9 protein-coding genes are annotated in these 15,622 nt (G+C 69.9%); all 9 read right to left on the bottom strand.

Annotated elements, in window-relative coordinates; all coding sequences use genetic code 11:
* Position 1: 1 nt before the first annotated feature.
* Entirely contained in the window at positions 2-610 is a 609-nt protein-coding gene (hisB, locus tag H5399_RS08735) for an imidazoleglycerol-phosphate dehydratase HisB (protein ID WP_182782670.1), read from the bottom strand.
* Entirely contained in the window at positions 607-1,698 is a 1,092-nt protein-coding gene (locus tag H5399_RS08730) for a histidinol-phosphate transaminase (protein ID WP_182782669.1), read from the bottom strand. The genes hisB and H5399_RS08730 overlap by 4 nt, the downstream gene beginning before the upstream one ends.
* A complete protein-coding gene (hisD, locus tag H5399_RS08725) occupies positions 1,695-2,996 on the bottom strand; it encodes a histidinol dehydrogenase (protein ID WP_182782668.1) in 1,302 nt (433 codons plus the stop codon). Before hisD ends, H5399_RS08730 begins: the two co-directional genes overlap by 4 nt.
* Before the next feature lie 11 nt (positions 2,997-3,007).
* Positions 3,008-3,577 carry a hypothetical protein gene (locus H5399_RS08720; protein WP_182782667.1) on the bottom strand — a complete coding sequence of 190 codons (570 nt, stop codon included), beginning with the start codon at positions 3,575-3,577 and terminating at the stop codon, positions 3,008-3,010.
* A complete protein-coding gene (gene dnaE, locus H5399_RS08715; protein WP_182782666.1) occupies positions 3,577-7,110 on the bottom strand; it encodes a DNA polymerase III subunit alpha in 3,534 nt (1,177 codons plus the stop codon). Before dnaE ends, H5399_RS08720 begins: the two co-directional genes overlap by 1 nt.
* A gap of 86 nt (positions 7,111-7,196) precedes the next feature.
* Positions 7,197-8,729, bottom strand: coding sequence for an aspartate:alanine exchanger family transporter (locus H5399_RS08710; protein WP_182783087.1), 1,533 nt, complete (start codon positions 8,727-8,729; stop codon positions 7,197-7,199).
* 110 nt (positions 8,730-8,839) lie between these two features.
* A complete protein-coding gene (locus tag H5399_RS08705) occupies positions 8,840-9,127 on the bottom strand; it encodes a putative quinol monooxygenase (protein WP_182782665.1) in 288 nt (95 codons plus the stop codon).
* Positions 9,128-9,546: 419 nt separating this feature from the next.
* Positions 9,547-11,013: a glutamate synthase subunit beta gene (locus tag H5399_RS08700; RefSeq protein ID WP_182782664.1), complete on the bottom strand. Its 1,467-nt coding sequence runs from the start codon at positions 11,011-11,013 to the stop codon at positions 9,547-9,549.
* Positions 11,006-15,535 carry a glutamate synthase large subunit gene (gene gltB / locus H5399_RS08695; protein ID WP_182782663.1) on the bottom strand — a complete coding sequence of 1,510 codons (4,530 nt, stop codon included), beginning with the start codon at positions 15,533-15,535 and terminating at the stop codon, positions 11,006-11,008. The genes H5399_RS08700 and gltB overlap by 8 nt, the downstream gene beginning before the upstream one ends.
* Between the last annotated feature and the right edge of the window lie 87 nt (positions 15,536-15,622).

Raw genomic sequence — 15,622 nt, 5'->3', positions numbered from 1 at the left:
CTCAGAGCGCGCCCTTGGTGCTGGGAATGCCCTGGACCCGAGGGTCCAGCTCCACGGCGTCGCGCAGGGCGCGGGCCAGGGCCTTGAACTGGGCCTCGACGATGTGGTGGGGGTCACGGCCGGACAGCAGCCGCAGGTGGACGCAGAGGCCTGCGTTGAGGGCCAGCGCCTCCACCACGTGGTAGGTCATGGAGCCGGCGTAGGGCACTCCCGAGCCGCCGATCTGTGCGTACACCTGTCCGTCCGGCTCTCCGGAGCACACCACGTACGGGCGGCCGGCCACGTCGACGACGCAGTCCGCCACCGCCTCGTCGAGGGGCACCACGGCGTGCCCGAAGCGACGGATGCCGGACTTGTCCCCCAGCGCCTGCTTCAGCGCCTGGCCGAGGCAGATGGCGGTGTCCTCGATGGTGTGGTGCCCGTCGATGTGCAGGTCTCCCGTGGCCTCGACGGTGAGGTCGATGAGGGAGTGCTTGGACAGGGCGGTCAGCATGTGGTCGTAGAACCCCACGCCGGTGCTGATGCTGGAGGCTCCTGTGCCGTCCAGGTCCACGGTGACCGTGATCCTCGATTCGCTGGTGGAGCGTTCGACGGTGGCGGTGCGGGTCACAGCGTGGTCCCTTCGATGGGTGGATTCAGGTCCTCCAGCGCGTCGCGGAGGATGGCCATCTCGGTCGGCGTGCCCGCCGAGACGCGTAGGAAGCCGGCGGGTCCGGTCTCGCGGATCAGGATGCCACGGTCCAGCAGGTCCTGCCAGACCCGGTGCCGGTCCGCGAACCGCCCGACGAGGGTGAAGTTGGCCTCGGAGTCGATCACCGCGTAGCCGCGGCCCCTCGCCCAGGCCTCGAAGCCGCGGGCCTCCGCGGCCAGCTGACGCACCTGGGCCAGTAGCTCGTCTGCGTGGGCCAGCGCCACCCTGGCCACCGCCTGCGTCTGCGCGCTCAGGTGGTAGGGCAGCCGGACGATCCGGCACGCGTCGACGATGGCCGACGCCGCAGCCAGGTACCCCACGCGCCCGCCGGCCAGGGCGAAGGCCTTCGACATGGTCCGCGACACCACCATCCGGGGATGCCTGTCCAGCAGCTCCAGCGCCGACGGCTTGGCCGAGAACTCCTGGTAGGCCTCGTCGATCACCACGATGGCCTCGGTGCCCGAGCAGATCTCGTCGATCACCTCCACCGGCACCACGGTGCCGGTGGGGTTGTTGGGGGTGGCGATGATCACGACGGTGGGCTCCGTCTCGCGGACAGCGTCGAGGACGAGGTCCGCGGTGAGCGTGAAGTCCGGGTGCCGGGGCACGGTGACGTACTCGGTGCAGGTGTTGCGGGCGTACTCGGGGTACATCGAGTAGGTGGGGGTGAACGCCAGCACGCGGCGCCCCGGTCCGCCGAAGGCGGTGAGCAGGTGCGCCATGATCTCGTTGGACCCGTTGGCGGCCCAGATCCGCTCCGCCGTCAGCCCGTGCCCGAGGTAGGCCGCGAGATCCTCGCGCAGCGCGAGCGCCTCACGGTCCGGGTACCGGTTGAGGGTGCCGGCCGCGGTGACGATGGCCGCGGCCATCTCGTGGCGGATCAGCGGGGAGGGCGGGTACGGGTTCTCGTTGACGTTGAGCACCACGGGGACGTCCAGCTGCGGGGCACCGTAAGGCTCCTGGCCCACCAGGTCCGCCCGCAATGGCAGATCCTCCAGCGTGATCACTGCGGCCTCCGCACGGTGATGGCGTTGGCGTGCCCGGGCAGGTCCTCGGCCAGCGCGAAGCGCTCCACCCCGTCGGCGATCGCCAGCAGCGCCTCGGCCGTGTAGCCGATGACGTGGACCGTCTTGATGAACGACCGCACGGTCAGCCCCGACGAGTGGCAGGCGCAGCCCGCAGTCGGCAGCACGTGGGTGGAGCCGGCCGAGTAGTCGCCCAGCGACACCGGCGCGTAGTCGCCGACGAAGATCGCGCCCGCGTTGCGGATCCTGTTGGCCACGGCCTCCGCGTTCTCGGTCTGGATCTCGAGGTGCTCGGCGGCGTAGGCGTCCGCCACGGCGACGGCCTGATCGATGTCGCGGACCATCACGACCGCCGACTGCTGGCCGCCGAGAGCGGTGCGGACCCGCTCCACGTGCCTGGTGGCGGCCACCTGCACCGCCAGCTCCTCCTGCACCCGCTGCGCAAGCTCCGCCGAGTCCGTGATGAGGACCGACGCCGCGATGGGGTCGTGCTCGGCCTGCGAGATGAGGTCCGCGGCCACGAACGCCGGGGTGGCGGTGTGGTCGGCGATGATGGCGATCTCGGTGGGGCCGGCCTCGGAGTCGATGCCCACGAGCCCGCGCACCAGGCGCTTGGCGGCCACCACGTAGATGTTGCCGGGGCCGGTGATGAGGGAGACGGGCTCGCAGAGCCCGGGGACGCCGTGCGCGAACATGGCGATGGCCTGCGCCCCGCCCACGGCGTAGACCTCCTCCACGCCGAGGATGTGACACAGGGCGAGGATGTTGGGGTGCGGGAGGCCGCCGAAGTCCTTCTGCGGCGGGGAGGCAACCGCGATCGACGCGACGCCCGCCACCTGGGCCGGCACCACGTTCATGATGACGCTGGAGGACAGGGGCGCGAGACCTCCGGGCACGTAGAGCCCCACCCGATCGACGGGGATGTTGCGCAACCCCACCCGGGCGCCCGCGGCCAGCAGCGCAGGGGCCGGGTTGCCGTCGAGTTCCAGCGCCTCGGCCACGTGGCGGCGGCGCCGGATGGCCTCGGCGAACGCGGCGGCCAGCTCCGGGTCCAGCTCCTCGGCCGCCCTGGCCAGCGCCTCCGCCGGCACCCTGAGGTGGGTGGGGTCCACCCCGTCGAAGCGCTGGGAGAACTCGCGCAGCGCGTCCTCACCGCGATGGGCCACGGCCTCGACGATGGGAGCCACGACGGAGACCGCGGCCTCCACGTCGAATTGGCCACGCGGAAGGTGGTCACGGTAGGCGTCGTTGACGCCGGTCAGGTCAAGAACTCGCAGCACGCTGCCCAAGTCTAGACCGTGCCGACGGGCTCCTCCGTGGGCCGGTCCACGCGGGGCTCCGGCCAGAAGGCGGCCATCAGCATGATGGGCGTGATAGCCGCGAAGGGCGCCACCAGCAGCGCCGACATCGACCGCAACGCCAGGTCCACGCGTACCACGTCGCCGGCCTGGGCGGCGGCGAGCCGGTCAACGAAACCGGATTCGCCCACGAGCAGCCCTGTCTGCCACGCCGTGAGGGCTGCCGCCAGCGCCGCGATCAGCGGGACAGCGATCACCACCCAGCCCTTGGGGTGCAGAATCACCCAGCCGACGGCCCCCAGGACAAGCCCGACAACGCCGGTGAGCACCGTGAACGTGACGTCCGCAGCCACCATCGCCGTCTGGCTGCGCTCGTTGATCGAGGCCGTCATGTCGTTGTTGATGGTGAAGGCGGGCAGCGGGGACAGCGAGGACCACAGCAGGCCTGCGATCACGCCCAGCGCCACCGCCGCGGCGAGGTAGGCCGCGACGCGCCAGGCGGTGCTGTCCCACAGCTCCGACAACCTGCCCCGGCGGGAGATGACCAGCACATCCTCGGCCATCAGTCCTGCCTTCCGACGCCGACGCAGCTGGGCCCGAGGACCGCCTTCAGGTCCGCGAACAGCGCCGAGGTGAGCTCCACCCGGAAACCGTCGCCCAACCTGAAGGTTTTGACCTGGTCTCCGGTGCGCAGCTGCAGGTGCACCTCCGCGGCCCCCGGGTACTGGGCGAGGATCTCCTTGATCCGGGCCACCACGCCGGGGGTGCAGCGCACGGCCGGGAGCGTCAGGGCCAGCGGCCCGACGTTGCCCTCCGCGCTGACGTGGGGCGAGACGAGGTGCTGGGCGCGCATCCGGCCGCGGTCCTCGCCGGATTCCACCGTGCCCTCCACCGCGACAATCGTGTCCGGCGCGAGGTGGGCGGCCACCTGGTCGTAGACGCGGGGGAAGACCGTCACCTCGATGGAGCTGGTCAGATCCTCCAGCACCACCTGCGCCCAGATGTTGCCGGCCTTGTTCACCCGACGGTTCACCGAGGTGATGAGGCCGCACAGCTTGGTCTGCCCGCGGAAGCCCTCGCCTGCGGCCGCTGACGCGATGGGGCGGTCACTGTTGGCCTGCAGCACGTGTTCGAGGCCGTTGAGGGGGTGGTCCGAGACGTAGAGGCCCAGCATCTCCCGCTCGAAGGCGAGCCTGGTGCGACGGTCCCATTCATCGACCTGCGGCACCTGGGCGTGCAGGGCGGGGCCGGACGAATCGTCGGGGAGGCTCAGTCCGAAGTCGAAGCCGTCCTGGCCGTTCTCGGCGTTGCGCTTGACGTCGATGATGGAGTCGACGGCGGTCTCGAAGATGCCCATCAGCGCGCGCCGAGCGTGGCCGAGCTCGTCAAAGGCCCCCGCCTTGATCAGCGACTCGATGGTGCGCTTGTTGCACATCAGCAGCGGGGACTTGTCCAGGAAGTCGTGGAAGTCCGTGGCCGGGCCCTTCCGCTGGCGCTCGACGATCCAGGCGCTGACAACCTTGTCGCCCACGTTGCGGACCGCGCCGAGGCCGAAGCGGATGTGGTCACCCACGGGGGTGAACGCGGACTCGGAGGAGTTGACGTCCGGCGGCAGGACCTGGATGCCCATCCGGCGGCACTCGGCGAGGTAGAGGCCGGACTTGTCCTTGTCGTCGCGGACGGACTGCAGCAGGGCGGCCATGTACTCGACGGGGTGGTTGGCCTTCAGCCACGCCGTCCAGTAGGAGACCAGGCCGTAGGCGGCGGAGTGTGCCTTGTTGAACGCGTAGTCCGAGAACGGCAGCAGAATGTCCCACACGGTGCGCACTGCGTCCTGCGAGTAGCCCCGCTCCTGCATCCCGCCGGAGAAGATCTCGTACTGGGCGTCCAGTTCGGACTTCTTCTTCTTGCCCATGGCGCGGCGCAGCATGTCCGCGCTGCCGAGCGAGTATCCGGCCAGCTGCTGGGCGATGGCCATCACCTGCTCCTGATACACGATCAGGCCGTAGGTCTCCCCCAGGATGGGCTCCAGCGCCTCGGCGAGCTCCGGATGGATGGGCTCCACCGGCTCGCGGCCGGTCTTGCGGCGCGCGTACTTGTTGTGCGAGTCGGCGCCCATGGGGCCGGGTCGGTACAGGGCGCCCACGGCGGAGATGTCCTCGAAGCAGTCCGGCTGCATCTGGCGCAGCAGGGCCCGCATGGGTCCGCCGTCGAGCTGGAACACCCCCAGCGTGTCTCCGGCCTGGAGCAGCGCGTAGGTGGCCGGGTCGTCGAGGGTGAGGGTGTCGAGGTCCACGTCGATGCCCTTGTTGAGCTTGACGTTGCGCACCGCGTCGTCGAGCACCGTGAGGTTGCGCAGGCCCAGGAAGTCCATCTTGATCAGCCCGAGGGACTCGCAGCCGGGGTAGTCGAACTGGGTGATGATGGCCCCGTCGGCCTCCCGCTTCATGAGCGGGATGATGTCGATCAGCGGGGAGGCGGACATGATGACACCGGCGGCGTGCACGCCCCACTGGCGTTTCAGCCCCTCCAGCCCCATGGCTGTGTCCACGACGGTGCGCACGTCCGGGGAGCCCTGGTACAGCTCGCGGAACTCGCTGCCCTCGTTGTAGCGCTTGTGGTTCTCGTTGAACAGGTCCGCCAGCGGGACCCCCTTGCCCATCACGTCGGCTGGCATGGCCTTGGTGATCTGCTCGCCGATGGCGAAGGGCATGTCCAGCACGCGCGCGGCGTCCTTGACGGCGGCCTTGGCCTTGATGGAGCCGTAGGTGACGATCTGCGCCACCTTGTCCGAGCCGTACTTCTCGGTGACGTAGGCGATCACCTCGCCGCGGCGGCGGTCGTCGAAGTCGATGTCAAAGTCCGGCATGGAGACGCGCTCGGGGTTGAGGAAGCGCTCGAACAGAAGACCGTGCTCGATGGGGTCCAGGTCTGTGATGCGCATCGCGTAGGCCACCATGGAGCCTGCGCCCGAGCCTCGGCCGGGGCCGACACGGACCCCGTTCTTCTTCGCCCAGTTGATGAAGTCCGCCACCACCAGGAAGTAGCCGGTGAAGCCCATCTGCGTGATGATGCCCATCTCGAAGTGCGCCCGGTCCGCGACCTCGGCGGACACTCCCCCGGGATAGCGCGCGGCGAGCCCGCGCTGGACCTCCTTGAGGAACCAGGTGTCCTCGGTCTCCCCCTCGGGGCAGGGGAACTTCGGCATGTAGGTGCCGGAGCCCTCGTCGAAGGTGGTCTCGATGCGTTCGGCGATGGCCAGCGTGTTGTCGCAAGCCTCGGGCAGTTCGTGGAAGAGGGCGCGCATCTCCGCGGGCGACTTCATGTAGTAGCCGTTGCCGTCGAACTTGAACCTGTCCGTCTGCGCCTTGCGGGAGCCCGCGGAGACGCACAGCAGCGTGTCGTGGGCGTCGGCGTCGTCGGCGTGGACGTAGTGCGAGTCGTTGGTGGCCACCAGCGGCAGCCGCAGGTCCTTGGCGAGCCTGAGCAGGTCGTGCCGGACCCGGGTCTCGATCTCCAGCCCGTGATCCATCAGCTCGACGAAGAAGTTGCCCTCGCCGAAGATGTCGCGGAACTCGGCGGCGGTGGCGAGCGCGTTGTCGTACTGGCCGAGCCGCAGGAACGTCTGCACCTCCCCTGAGGGGCAGCCGGTGGTGCCGATGAGGCCCCTCCCGTACAGGTTGAGCAGTTCCCGGTCCGCGCGCGGCTTGTAGAAGAACCCCTCCAGCGAGCTGCGTGTGCTGAGCCGGAAGAGGTTGTGCATGCCCTCCTGGTTGGAGGCCCACATCGTCATATGGGTGTAGGCGCCCTTGGAGGCCACGTCGTCGCCGGTGCCGTCCCCGAACTGGACCCGCTTGCGCTCGGAGCGGTGGGTGCGGGGAGTGAGGTAGGCCTCGAGCCCGATGATGGGCTTGACGGCGAATTCCTTCGAAGCCTTGTAGAACTCGTAGGCGCCGAACAGATTGCCGTGGTCCGTGATGGCCAGCGCCGTCATGCCGAGCTTCTCGGCCTGCTTGAACATGTCCTTGACGCGGGCAGCGCCGTCGAGCATGGAGAACTCGGAGTGGTTGTGGAGGTGAACGAAGGTATCGGCCATCTGTCATCTCCTCCATCCGTCAGCGGGCGACGGGACCCCACCATACTCGCCCCTGGCCGCGCCGGCCCTGTGGCGCGGCCGGTGGGTCACGCCACCGCCCCCAGCACCTGCACGGCGACGATCTTGGCGATGATCCCCAACGCGAACAGGGCGGCGTAGCCCGCGTCGACACGCCCGTCGCTGACCCGTGAGGTGGCGAACGACAGGATGGCCGGCTGGCCGATGTAACCCGCGAAGCCCCCGGCGGCGCGGGGGGCGCTGAGCCCCAGGAACCTGGCGCCCGCGAGGAAGACGACGGCGGAGAACGCGACGATGATGGCCGCCAGGAGCCCGGCCCGGAGCCCGGTGGCGGTGAGCGCCTGGTCGGCGAACAGCGGCCCCGAGGCCAGGCCGACGCTGGCGAGGAACAGCAGCAGGCCCAGTTGCCGGATGGTGAGGTTGACGGTGAGCGGCATGGCCCAGATCAGCGGGCCGGTGCGGTGGGTGGCGCCCAGCACCATGCCCACCAGGAGAGGTCCGGCTGCGGAGCCGAGGGAGAACACGGCCTCTCCGGGCATGGGGACCGCGATCGTGCCGATCAGCAGGCCGGCCACCAGCCCCAGGCCGAGCGCGAGGGCATCCACCTCTGCGACTCGTCGCTCGGAGTCCCCCAGGAACGTCGACAGGTCGTCCAACTCCTCCTGGGGTGCCACCGCCAGGACCCGGTCGCCGAGCTGCAGGACGAGGTCGTCACGGGCGAGGAGATCCGAGTCGCCGCGGCGCACCCGGGTGATCACCGCCCCGAAGCGCCCCGGGAGGTTGAGCTGCGCCACGGTACGCCCCGCCACCGACGGCGAGGACACCACGAACCGCGTGAAGTCCACGAAGGCGCGGTCGTCGGTCAGCTCCCGGGACAGCCGGTGCCCGAGGTAGGCTATCGCCTCCTCAACGGCGGCCGGTGCGCCCACCACGAGCACCTCGTCCCCGGCCTGCAGGTCCTCACCGGGGGCCAGGACCCGGGTGCGGGCGTCGCGGACGAGGTAGCTCATCTTGATGCTCTCGTCCGCCCAGCCGGGCACGCCCCGCTGGGAGGTGGGCCTCTTGACGTGCACGGACTCGGCCACGATGGCGTCGGCCGAGGCGGGCGCCGGGTCGTTCCGGCCGGGCCACTTCCGTCCCACCACGAGCGCCACCACGACGATGGCCAGGATCACGCCCACCGGGTAGCCGAGGGCGTAGCCGACGGCGGCGTCGGGGCTGCCGGTGGCGGCGGTGGCGGCGGCGAGTGCCGGAGTCGAGGTGAGCGCGCCCGCGATGAGCCCGGCCACCATGCCGGTGCCGAGGCCCAGCCAGGAGCCGATCAGAGAGGCCAGGGCCGTCACGGCGGCAATGGCCGCCACCGCGAGGATCATCAGCGGGAGTTGGCGCCGGAGGTCTGAGAAGAAGGTCTCCCCCGCCGCGATGCCCACGGTGTAGACAAACAGGGCGAGCCCGAGTGTGGAGATCAGGGCCAGTCCGTCGCCGAGCGCGGGGTCCAGCGCGCCCACGGCGAGGCCGACGAACAAGGCCCCCGCGGCGCCGAGCTTGAGGGGCCCGAAGGGAATCATGCCGAACGCGGCGCCCAACGCCACGACCAGCATGATGGTCAGCAGGGGCGACGACGCGAGCAGGCCCAGCACGGTGACTCCTCCCCCGCCCGTTCACTCGTCCGGGCAGTCAGCAGGCTAGCGCTTCACGAAACGCGGGCGGCTCAGGGCTCGTTCAACCAGGTGAGGTGCGAGCCGTCCTCCACGATGTGGTGGACCAGCTCCGCGTTGAACTCAGCGCCGTACTCGGCCGTGATGTGCGCCAGGAAGGCGTCGTCGTCGCGGTACTGCTCGAAGACGAACCATCGTCGCGGGTGGTCCTCCCGGGTGAACGGGAGGAACACCACGTTGCCGGGCTCCTGGCGGACCTTCGCGGTGAGGCCGGCCATCAACTCGGCGACCCGATCCTCGTGTCCGGGCAGCGCGGTGAACTCGGCGAACAGTGTCTTCATCTGCCGAGCCTATCCCTGTGGGACCCTCCCGGTGCGAGACAGCCCCATCGGCCTGACGCAGGACACCAATGGTCGTCTCCGCTGGCTTGTCGGGGGTTCAGGTCCAAAGGGTCCCGCTCCCGAGCGCAAGGGTGGGGGACGGCAGGGCGGCACTGCGCAGCGGTGCCCAACCCAACGATCACCCAACCGGCATCCCGCCCAAGCAGACCCAACCCCAACGCCGCCCTGCCGGCCCACACCCGGAGCAGACAACGCCACAGGAGGACCAAGTGCGGGGAGCGCGTGAAGGTGGTAGTCACGACCCTTCGAGACGGCACCCGCGCCTTCGGCGGCGCGCCTCCTCAGGGAGCGATGGGGACAGGCCACGCCGCTCCGCGGGCGGCCCTCCTCAGGGAGCGACGGATGAGCGAAGTTGACCCCTAGACCAGCAGCTGGCGCTCCTGAGGCCCGATCGGCCGTGGGAGCTTCGACGAGCCGCTGAGGTGCTCGTCGACGCCCTGCGCGCAGGACCGACCCTCCGCGATCGCCCAGACGATCAGCGACTGCCCGCGGCCCGCGTCGCCGCACACGAACACGTGCTCCACGCTGGTGCGGTACTTGTCATCGCGCACGATGTTGCCGCGGGGATCGAGCTCCACCCCGAGCTCCTCGACCAGGCCGGTCTGCTGGGGTCCGGTGAATCCCATCGCCAGCAGCACCAACTGGGCCGGGATGTGCCGCTCGGTGCCCTCGACCGGCACGAAGCGGCCGGCGTCGAAGCGGACCTCGACGATGTCCAGGCCGGCGACCCGGCCCTGGTCGTCGCCGACGAACCGGTTGGTGGACACGGAGTACACCCGGTCCCCGGCCTCCTCGTGCGCCGAGGTGATCTTGAACGTCATCGGGTAGGTGGGCCACGGCTGGCCCGCGGGGCGGTCCCCCGGGGGCATGGGCAGGATCTCAAGCTGGGTGATGGATCGTGCGCCCTGCCGGGTGGAGGTGCCGAGGCAGTCGGCGCCGGTGTCGCCGCCGCCGATGATCACCACGTCCTTGCCCTCGGCGGTGATCTGGTCCGCCACCTCTTCGCCGAGCGCGGCGCGGTTGGCCTGGGGCAGGAACTCCATGGCCTGATGGATGCCTGCGAGCTCGCGCCCGGGGACGGGCAGGTCGCGGGGAACGGTGGAGCCGATGGCGAGCACCACGGCCTCGTAGCGGTCCAGGAGTTCCTTGCCCGTGATGTCGACGCCCACGTTGACGCCGGTCTTGAACTGGGTCCCTTCCAGCACCATCTGCTTGAGGCGGCGGTTGAGGACGGCCTTCTCCATCTTGAACTCGGGGATGCCGTACCGCAGCAGGCCGCCGATGGCGTCGGCACGCTCGTAGACAACGACGGTGTGCCCGGCGCGGGTCAGCTGCTGCGCCGCGGCGAGGCCGGCCGGCCCGGAGCCGACGACGGCCACCGTCTTGGCGGTGTGCCACTCAGGCTGTTGCGGGAAGACGCGGGAGTCCTCCCACGCCTTGTCGATGATGGCCACCTCGACGTTCTTGATGGTCACCGCGTCCATGTTGATCGCCACCACGCAGGCCGTCTCGCAGGGCGCCGGGCAGAGGCGGCCGGTGAACTCCGGGAAGTTGTTGGTGGCGTGCAGCCGGTCCAGCGCGGCCTGCCACTCGTCGCGCCAGACCAGGTCGTTCCACTCAGGAATGAGGTTGCCCAGCGGGCAGCCGTTGTGGCAGAACGGGATGCCACAGTCCATGCAGCGGCCGGCCTGCTGGGAGATGATCGGCAGGAGGGCCTTGCCCGGGGTGCCCGGGTAGACCTCCTTCCAGTCGTGTACGCGCTCCTCCACGGGGCGACGCTCGGCCACCTGCCGTGGCGTGGTCATGAAACCCTTGGGATCAGCCATGAGCGGCCTCCATCATCAGTGTGGTGGTGTCCTCGTCGGACAGCCCGTCGGAGACGGACTGGGCCTTGACGGCCATGATGCGGGCGAAGTCGCGCGGTTGCACCTTCGTGAAGCGGAGGCGCAGGTCCTCGTCGCTGAGCTGGAGCAGCTCGTCGGCGACCAGGGAGCCTGTCTCGGCGCGGTGCTCGTCCATCAGCTCCCGGATCCGTGCCACGTCCTCAGGCTCCGGGTCGACGGGGTCCGCCAACTCGGTGTTGAGGCGCAGCGGGTTCAGATCCAGCACCCAGGCCACGCCACCGGACATGCCGGCGGCGAAGTTGCGGCCGGTGGGCCCGATGACGAGGACCTCGCCGCCGGTCATGTACTCGCAGCCGTGGTCCCCCACGCCCTCGACGACGGCGGTGGCCCCGGAGTTGCGCACGCAGAAGCGCTCGCCCACCAGGCCGCGCAGGAACATAGCCCCTGAGGTGGCGCCGTAGCCGATGACGTTGCCTGCGACGATCTGCTCGGCGGGGTCGAAGCGCACCCCCTGCGGCGGGGTGACGACGAGGCGTCCGCCCGAGAGTCCCTTGCCGAAGTAGTCGTTGGAGTCACCGATGAGCCGCAGCGTGATGCCGCGGGGCAGGAAGGCGCCGAAGCTCTGGCCGCCGGTGCCGGTGAGCGTGAACTCGATGGTGCCTGGCTCCAGGCCCTTGCCCTCGGTGGCCTTGGTCACCTCGTGGCCCAGCATGGTGCCGACGGTGCGGTCCACGTTGCGCACCGGCAACGATTGGCGCACCTGCTCGCCGCGGGCGAGCGCGGGCTCCGACAGCCGGATCAGCTCGACATCCAGCTTCGAGTCCAGGCCGTGGTCCTGGACCGTGGTGCAGTGGCGCTGCGTGCCCTCGGGGACGTCGATCTGCGTGAGGATGGGCGAGAGGTTGAGGCCGTGGGTCTTCCAGTGGCCAACCGCCTTGCCGACGTCCAGCAGGTCCGCCCGTCCGACGGCCTCTTCGAGGGAGCGCAGCCCGAGGGAGGCGAGCAGCTCGCGCACCTCGCGCGCCATGAACATGAAGAAGTTGACCACGTGGTCCGGGTCCCCGTGGAACTTGCCCCGGAGGAACGGGTTCTGCGTGGCCACACCCACCGGGCAGGTGTCTTTGTGGCAGACGCGCATCATGATGCAGCCGGCCACCACGAGGGGCGCCGTCGCGAACCCGAACTCCTCGGCGCCGAGCAGCGCTGCGATGAGCACGTCCCGGCCGGTCTTGAGCTGGCCGTCGCACTGGACGACGATGCGGTCACGCAGCCCGTTGAGCAGCAGCGTCTGCTGCGTCTCGGCCAGGCCGAGCTCCCACGGGGCGCCGGCGTGCTTGAGCGAGGTCAGGGGCGCCGCGCCGGTGCCGCCGTCGTGGCCGGAGATCAGCACCACGTCCGCCTTGGCCTTGCTGACGCCCGCCGCGACCGTGCCGACGCCGATCTCGGAGACGAGCTTGACGTGCACCCGCGCCGAGGGGTTGGCGCACTTGAGGTCGTGGATCAGCTGCTTGAGGTCCTCGATGGAGTAGATGTCGTGGTGCGGCGGCGGGGAGATGAGGCCCACGCCGGGCGTCGAGTGACGCGTCTTGGCCACCCACGGGTAGACCTTCGGGCCGGGCAGCTGGCCGCCCTCGCCGGGCTTGGCGCCTTGGGCCATCTTGATCTGGATGTCGTCGGCGTAGGTGAGGTACTCCGAGGTCACGCCGAAGCGGCCGGAGGCCACCTGCTTGATGGCGGAGCGGCGGGCCGGGTCGTGGAGCCGCTCCGGGTCCTCGCCGCCTTCGCCGGTATTGGACTTGCCGCCGATGCGGTTCATCGCGACGGCGAGGGTCTGGTGGGCCTCCATGGAGATGGAGCCGTAGCTCATGGCGCCGGTGGAGAACCGCTTGACGATGCTCTCGACGGGCTCCACCTCGTCGATGCTGATCGGCTCTGTGGGCTTGAAGTCCATCAGAGAGCGCAGCGTCATGATCCGCGAGGAGTTGTCGTTGACCAGCGAGGTGTAGCGCTGGAACATCGTGTAGTCGCCGGTGGAGGTGGCGTGCTGGAGGCGGAAGACCGTCTCCGGGTCGAACAGGTGCGGCTCACCCTCGCGGCGCCACTGGTACTCGCCGCCCACCAGGAGGTTGCGGTGCGCGAGCGGGATGCCATCCGTGGGGTAGGCGGTCGTGTGCCGGGCCTGGATCTCGTCTGCCAGCTGGCCCAGGCCGAGGCCTCCGAGCCGGCTCGTGGTGCCGGTGAAATAGCGGTCCACCACGTCCTGGCTGAGGCCGACGCACTCGAAGATCTGCGCGCCGGTGTACGAGGCGATGGTGGAGACGCCCATCTTGCTCATCACCTTCAGCACGCCCTTGGACAGCGCCTTGGCGACGTTGGCGATGGCCTTCTCGGCGCTCACCTCGACGTACATCTCCCGGCGGGCCAGGTCCTCCGCGGACTCGAACACCAGGTACGGGTTGATGGCGGCGGCTCCGAAGCCGATCAGGAGCGCCATGTGGTGAACCTCGCGCACGTCGCCGGCCTCCACCACGAGGCCCACCTGGGTGCGGGTCTTCTCCCGCACCAGGTGATGGTGCACGGCCGCGGTGAGCAGCAGCGACGGGATGGGCGCCAGCTGGGCGGTGGCGTGCCGGTCCGACAGGACGATCGCGCGGGCTCCGCCGCGGATGGCCGCGGACACCTCGTGGCAGATCTCCTCGATCTTCTTCTCCAGCGCCCTGCCGCCGCCGGCCACCTTGTACAGGCCGTGCACCACGTGGGTGCCGTACCCGGGCAGTTCGCCGTCCTTGTTGAGGCGCACGATCTTGGCGAGCTGCTCGGAATCCAGGACCGGCCGGTTCATGGTGAGCTGCCGGGCCGCCTCCGGGGTGGGCTCCAGCAGGTTGCGCTCGGGTCCGATCTTGGTGGTCAGCGAGGTGACGAGCTCCTCGCGGATCGCGTCGAGCGGCGGGTTGGTCACCTGCGCGAACAGCTGCTTGAAGTAGTCGAAGATCAGTCGCGGCCGGCTGCTCAGCACCGCGATCGGCGAGTCCGTGCCCATGGAGCCGATCGGCTCGGTGCCGGTGTTGGCCATGGGGGCGATGATGAGGCGGAGTTCCTCTTCGGTGTAGCCGAACACCTGCTGGCGGCGGATCACGGAGGCGTGGGAGTGCACGATGTGCGCACGGCCCGGAAGGGCGTCGAGCTCGATCTTGTTCTCCGCCACCCACTTCTCGTAGGGGTGCTCAGCTGCGAGCGAACCCTTCACCTCGTCGTCGGAGAGAATGGAATGCTTCTCCAGGTCCACCAGGAGCATGCGGCCCGGCTGGAGGCGCCCCTTGCGGACCACGTCTCCGGCCTCGATGGGCAGCACGCCGGCCTCCGAGGCGAACACCACGAGTCCGTCGGCGGTCTCCCAGAAGCGTCCCGGGCGCAGGCCGTTGCGGTCCAGGCAGCCACCGATGATGGTGCCGTCGGTGAACGTCATGCAGGCGGGCCCGTCCCAGGGCTCCATGATCATCGAGTGGTACTCGTAGAACGCGCGGCGCTGCGGGTCCATCTCGGCGTGGCCCTCCCACGCCTCGGGGATCATCATGAGGACGGCGTGCGGCAGGGAGCGCCCGCCGAGGTGCAGCAGCTCGAGCACCTCGTCGAACGAGGCCGAATCCGAGCCGTCGGGGGTGCAGATCGGGAACAGCTTCTCCAGGGTTCCGGGGAACTTGTCCGACGTGAGCAGCGCCTCCCTGGCGCGCATCCAGTTGCGGTTGCCGCGCACGGTATTGATCTCGCCGTTGTGGGCGATCATGCGGTAAGGGTGCGCCAGCTCCCAGGCCGGGAACGTGTTGGTGGAGAAGCGTGAGTGGACCAGGGCAAGCGCTGACTCGATCCGCTCGTCGTGAAGCTCCGGGAACACCTCCTCCAGCTGCGCGGTGGTGAGCATGCCCTTGTAGACCAGTGTCCGCGCCGACAGCGAGGCGAAGTAGAGGCCTGTCTCGTGCTGGGCGCGGCGGCGAAGGACGTAGGCCACCCGGTCCAGGTCGATCCCCGTCTGCCCCTCGCGGCCTGCCACGATCAGGTGCTCGAAGCGTGGCATCGCGCCGATCGAGATGGGCGAGAGCGTCGAGGTCTCCACGGGCACCTCACGCCAGGCGAGCACGTCGAGCTCCAGCTCCCCGGCGATCGCCTCGACGGCGGCCTTGACCTCGGCGCGTCGCGCGTCGTCGGTGGGCAGGAAGGCCAGGCCGACGGCGTACTCGCCGGCCTCCGGCAGGTGGACCCCCGCCACGGCACGCAGGAACCGGTCCGGGACCTGGATCAGGATGCCGGCGCCGTCACCGGCTGCCTCGTCGGCGCCGGTGGCGCCGCGGTGGTCCAGATTGCGCAGAGCCTCGAGTCCCTGGGCCACGATCCGGTGCCGGGGCACGCCGTCGAGTTGGGCCACGAAGGCGACACCGCAGGCGTCGTGCTCGTAGGACGGGTCGTAGAGACCCACCTTTTCGCGGTGCGGGAACACGCTCTGAGCCATCTACTGGTCCTCCTCGAAGTCATTCAGGACATGCTGCGGCCGGGCCACAGCGAGGAAACAGTATGCGGGCGGCCTGCGCCGAGCAAC

Source organism: Tessaracoccus sp. MC1627, assembly GCF_014164725.1.
Taxonomy (GTDB): Bacteria; Actinomycetota; Actinomycetes; order Propionibacteriales; family Propionibacteriaceae; genus Arachnia.
Note: the sequence above shows the minus strand (reverse complement) of the source record. Positions and strands in the feature narration are given on the sequence as shown.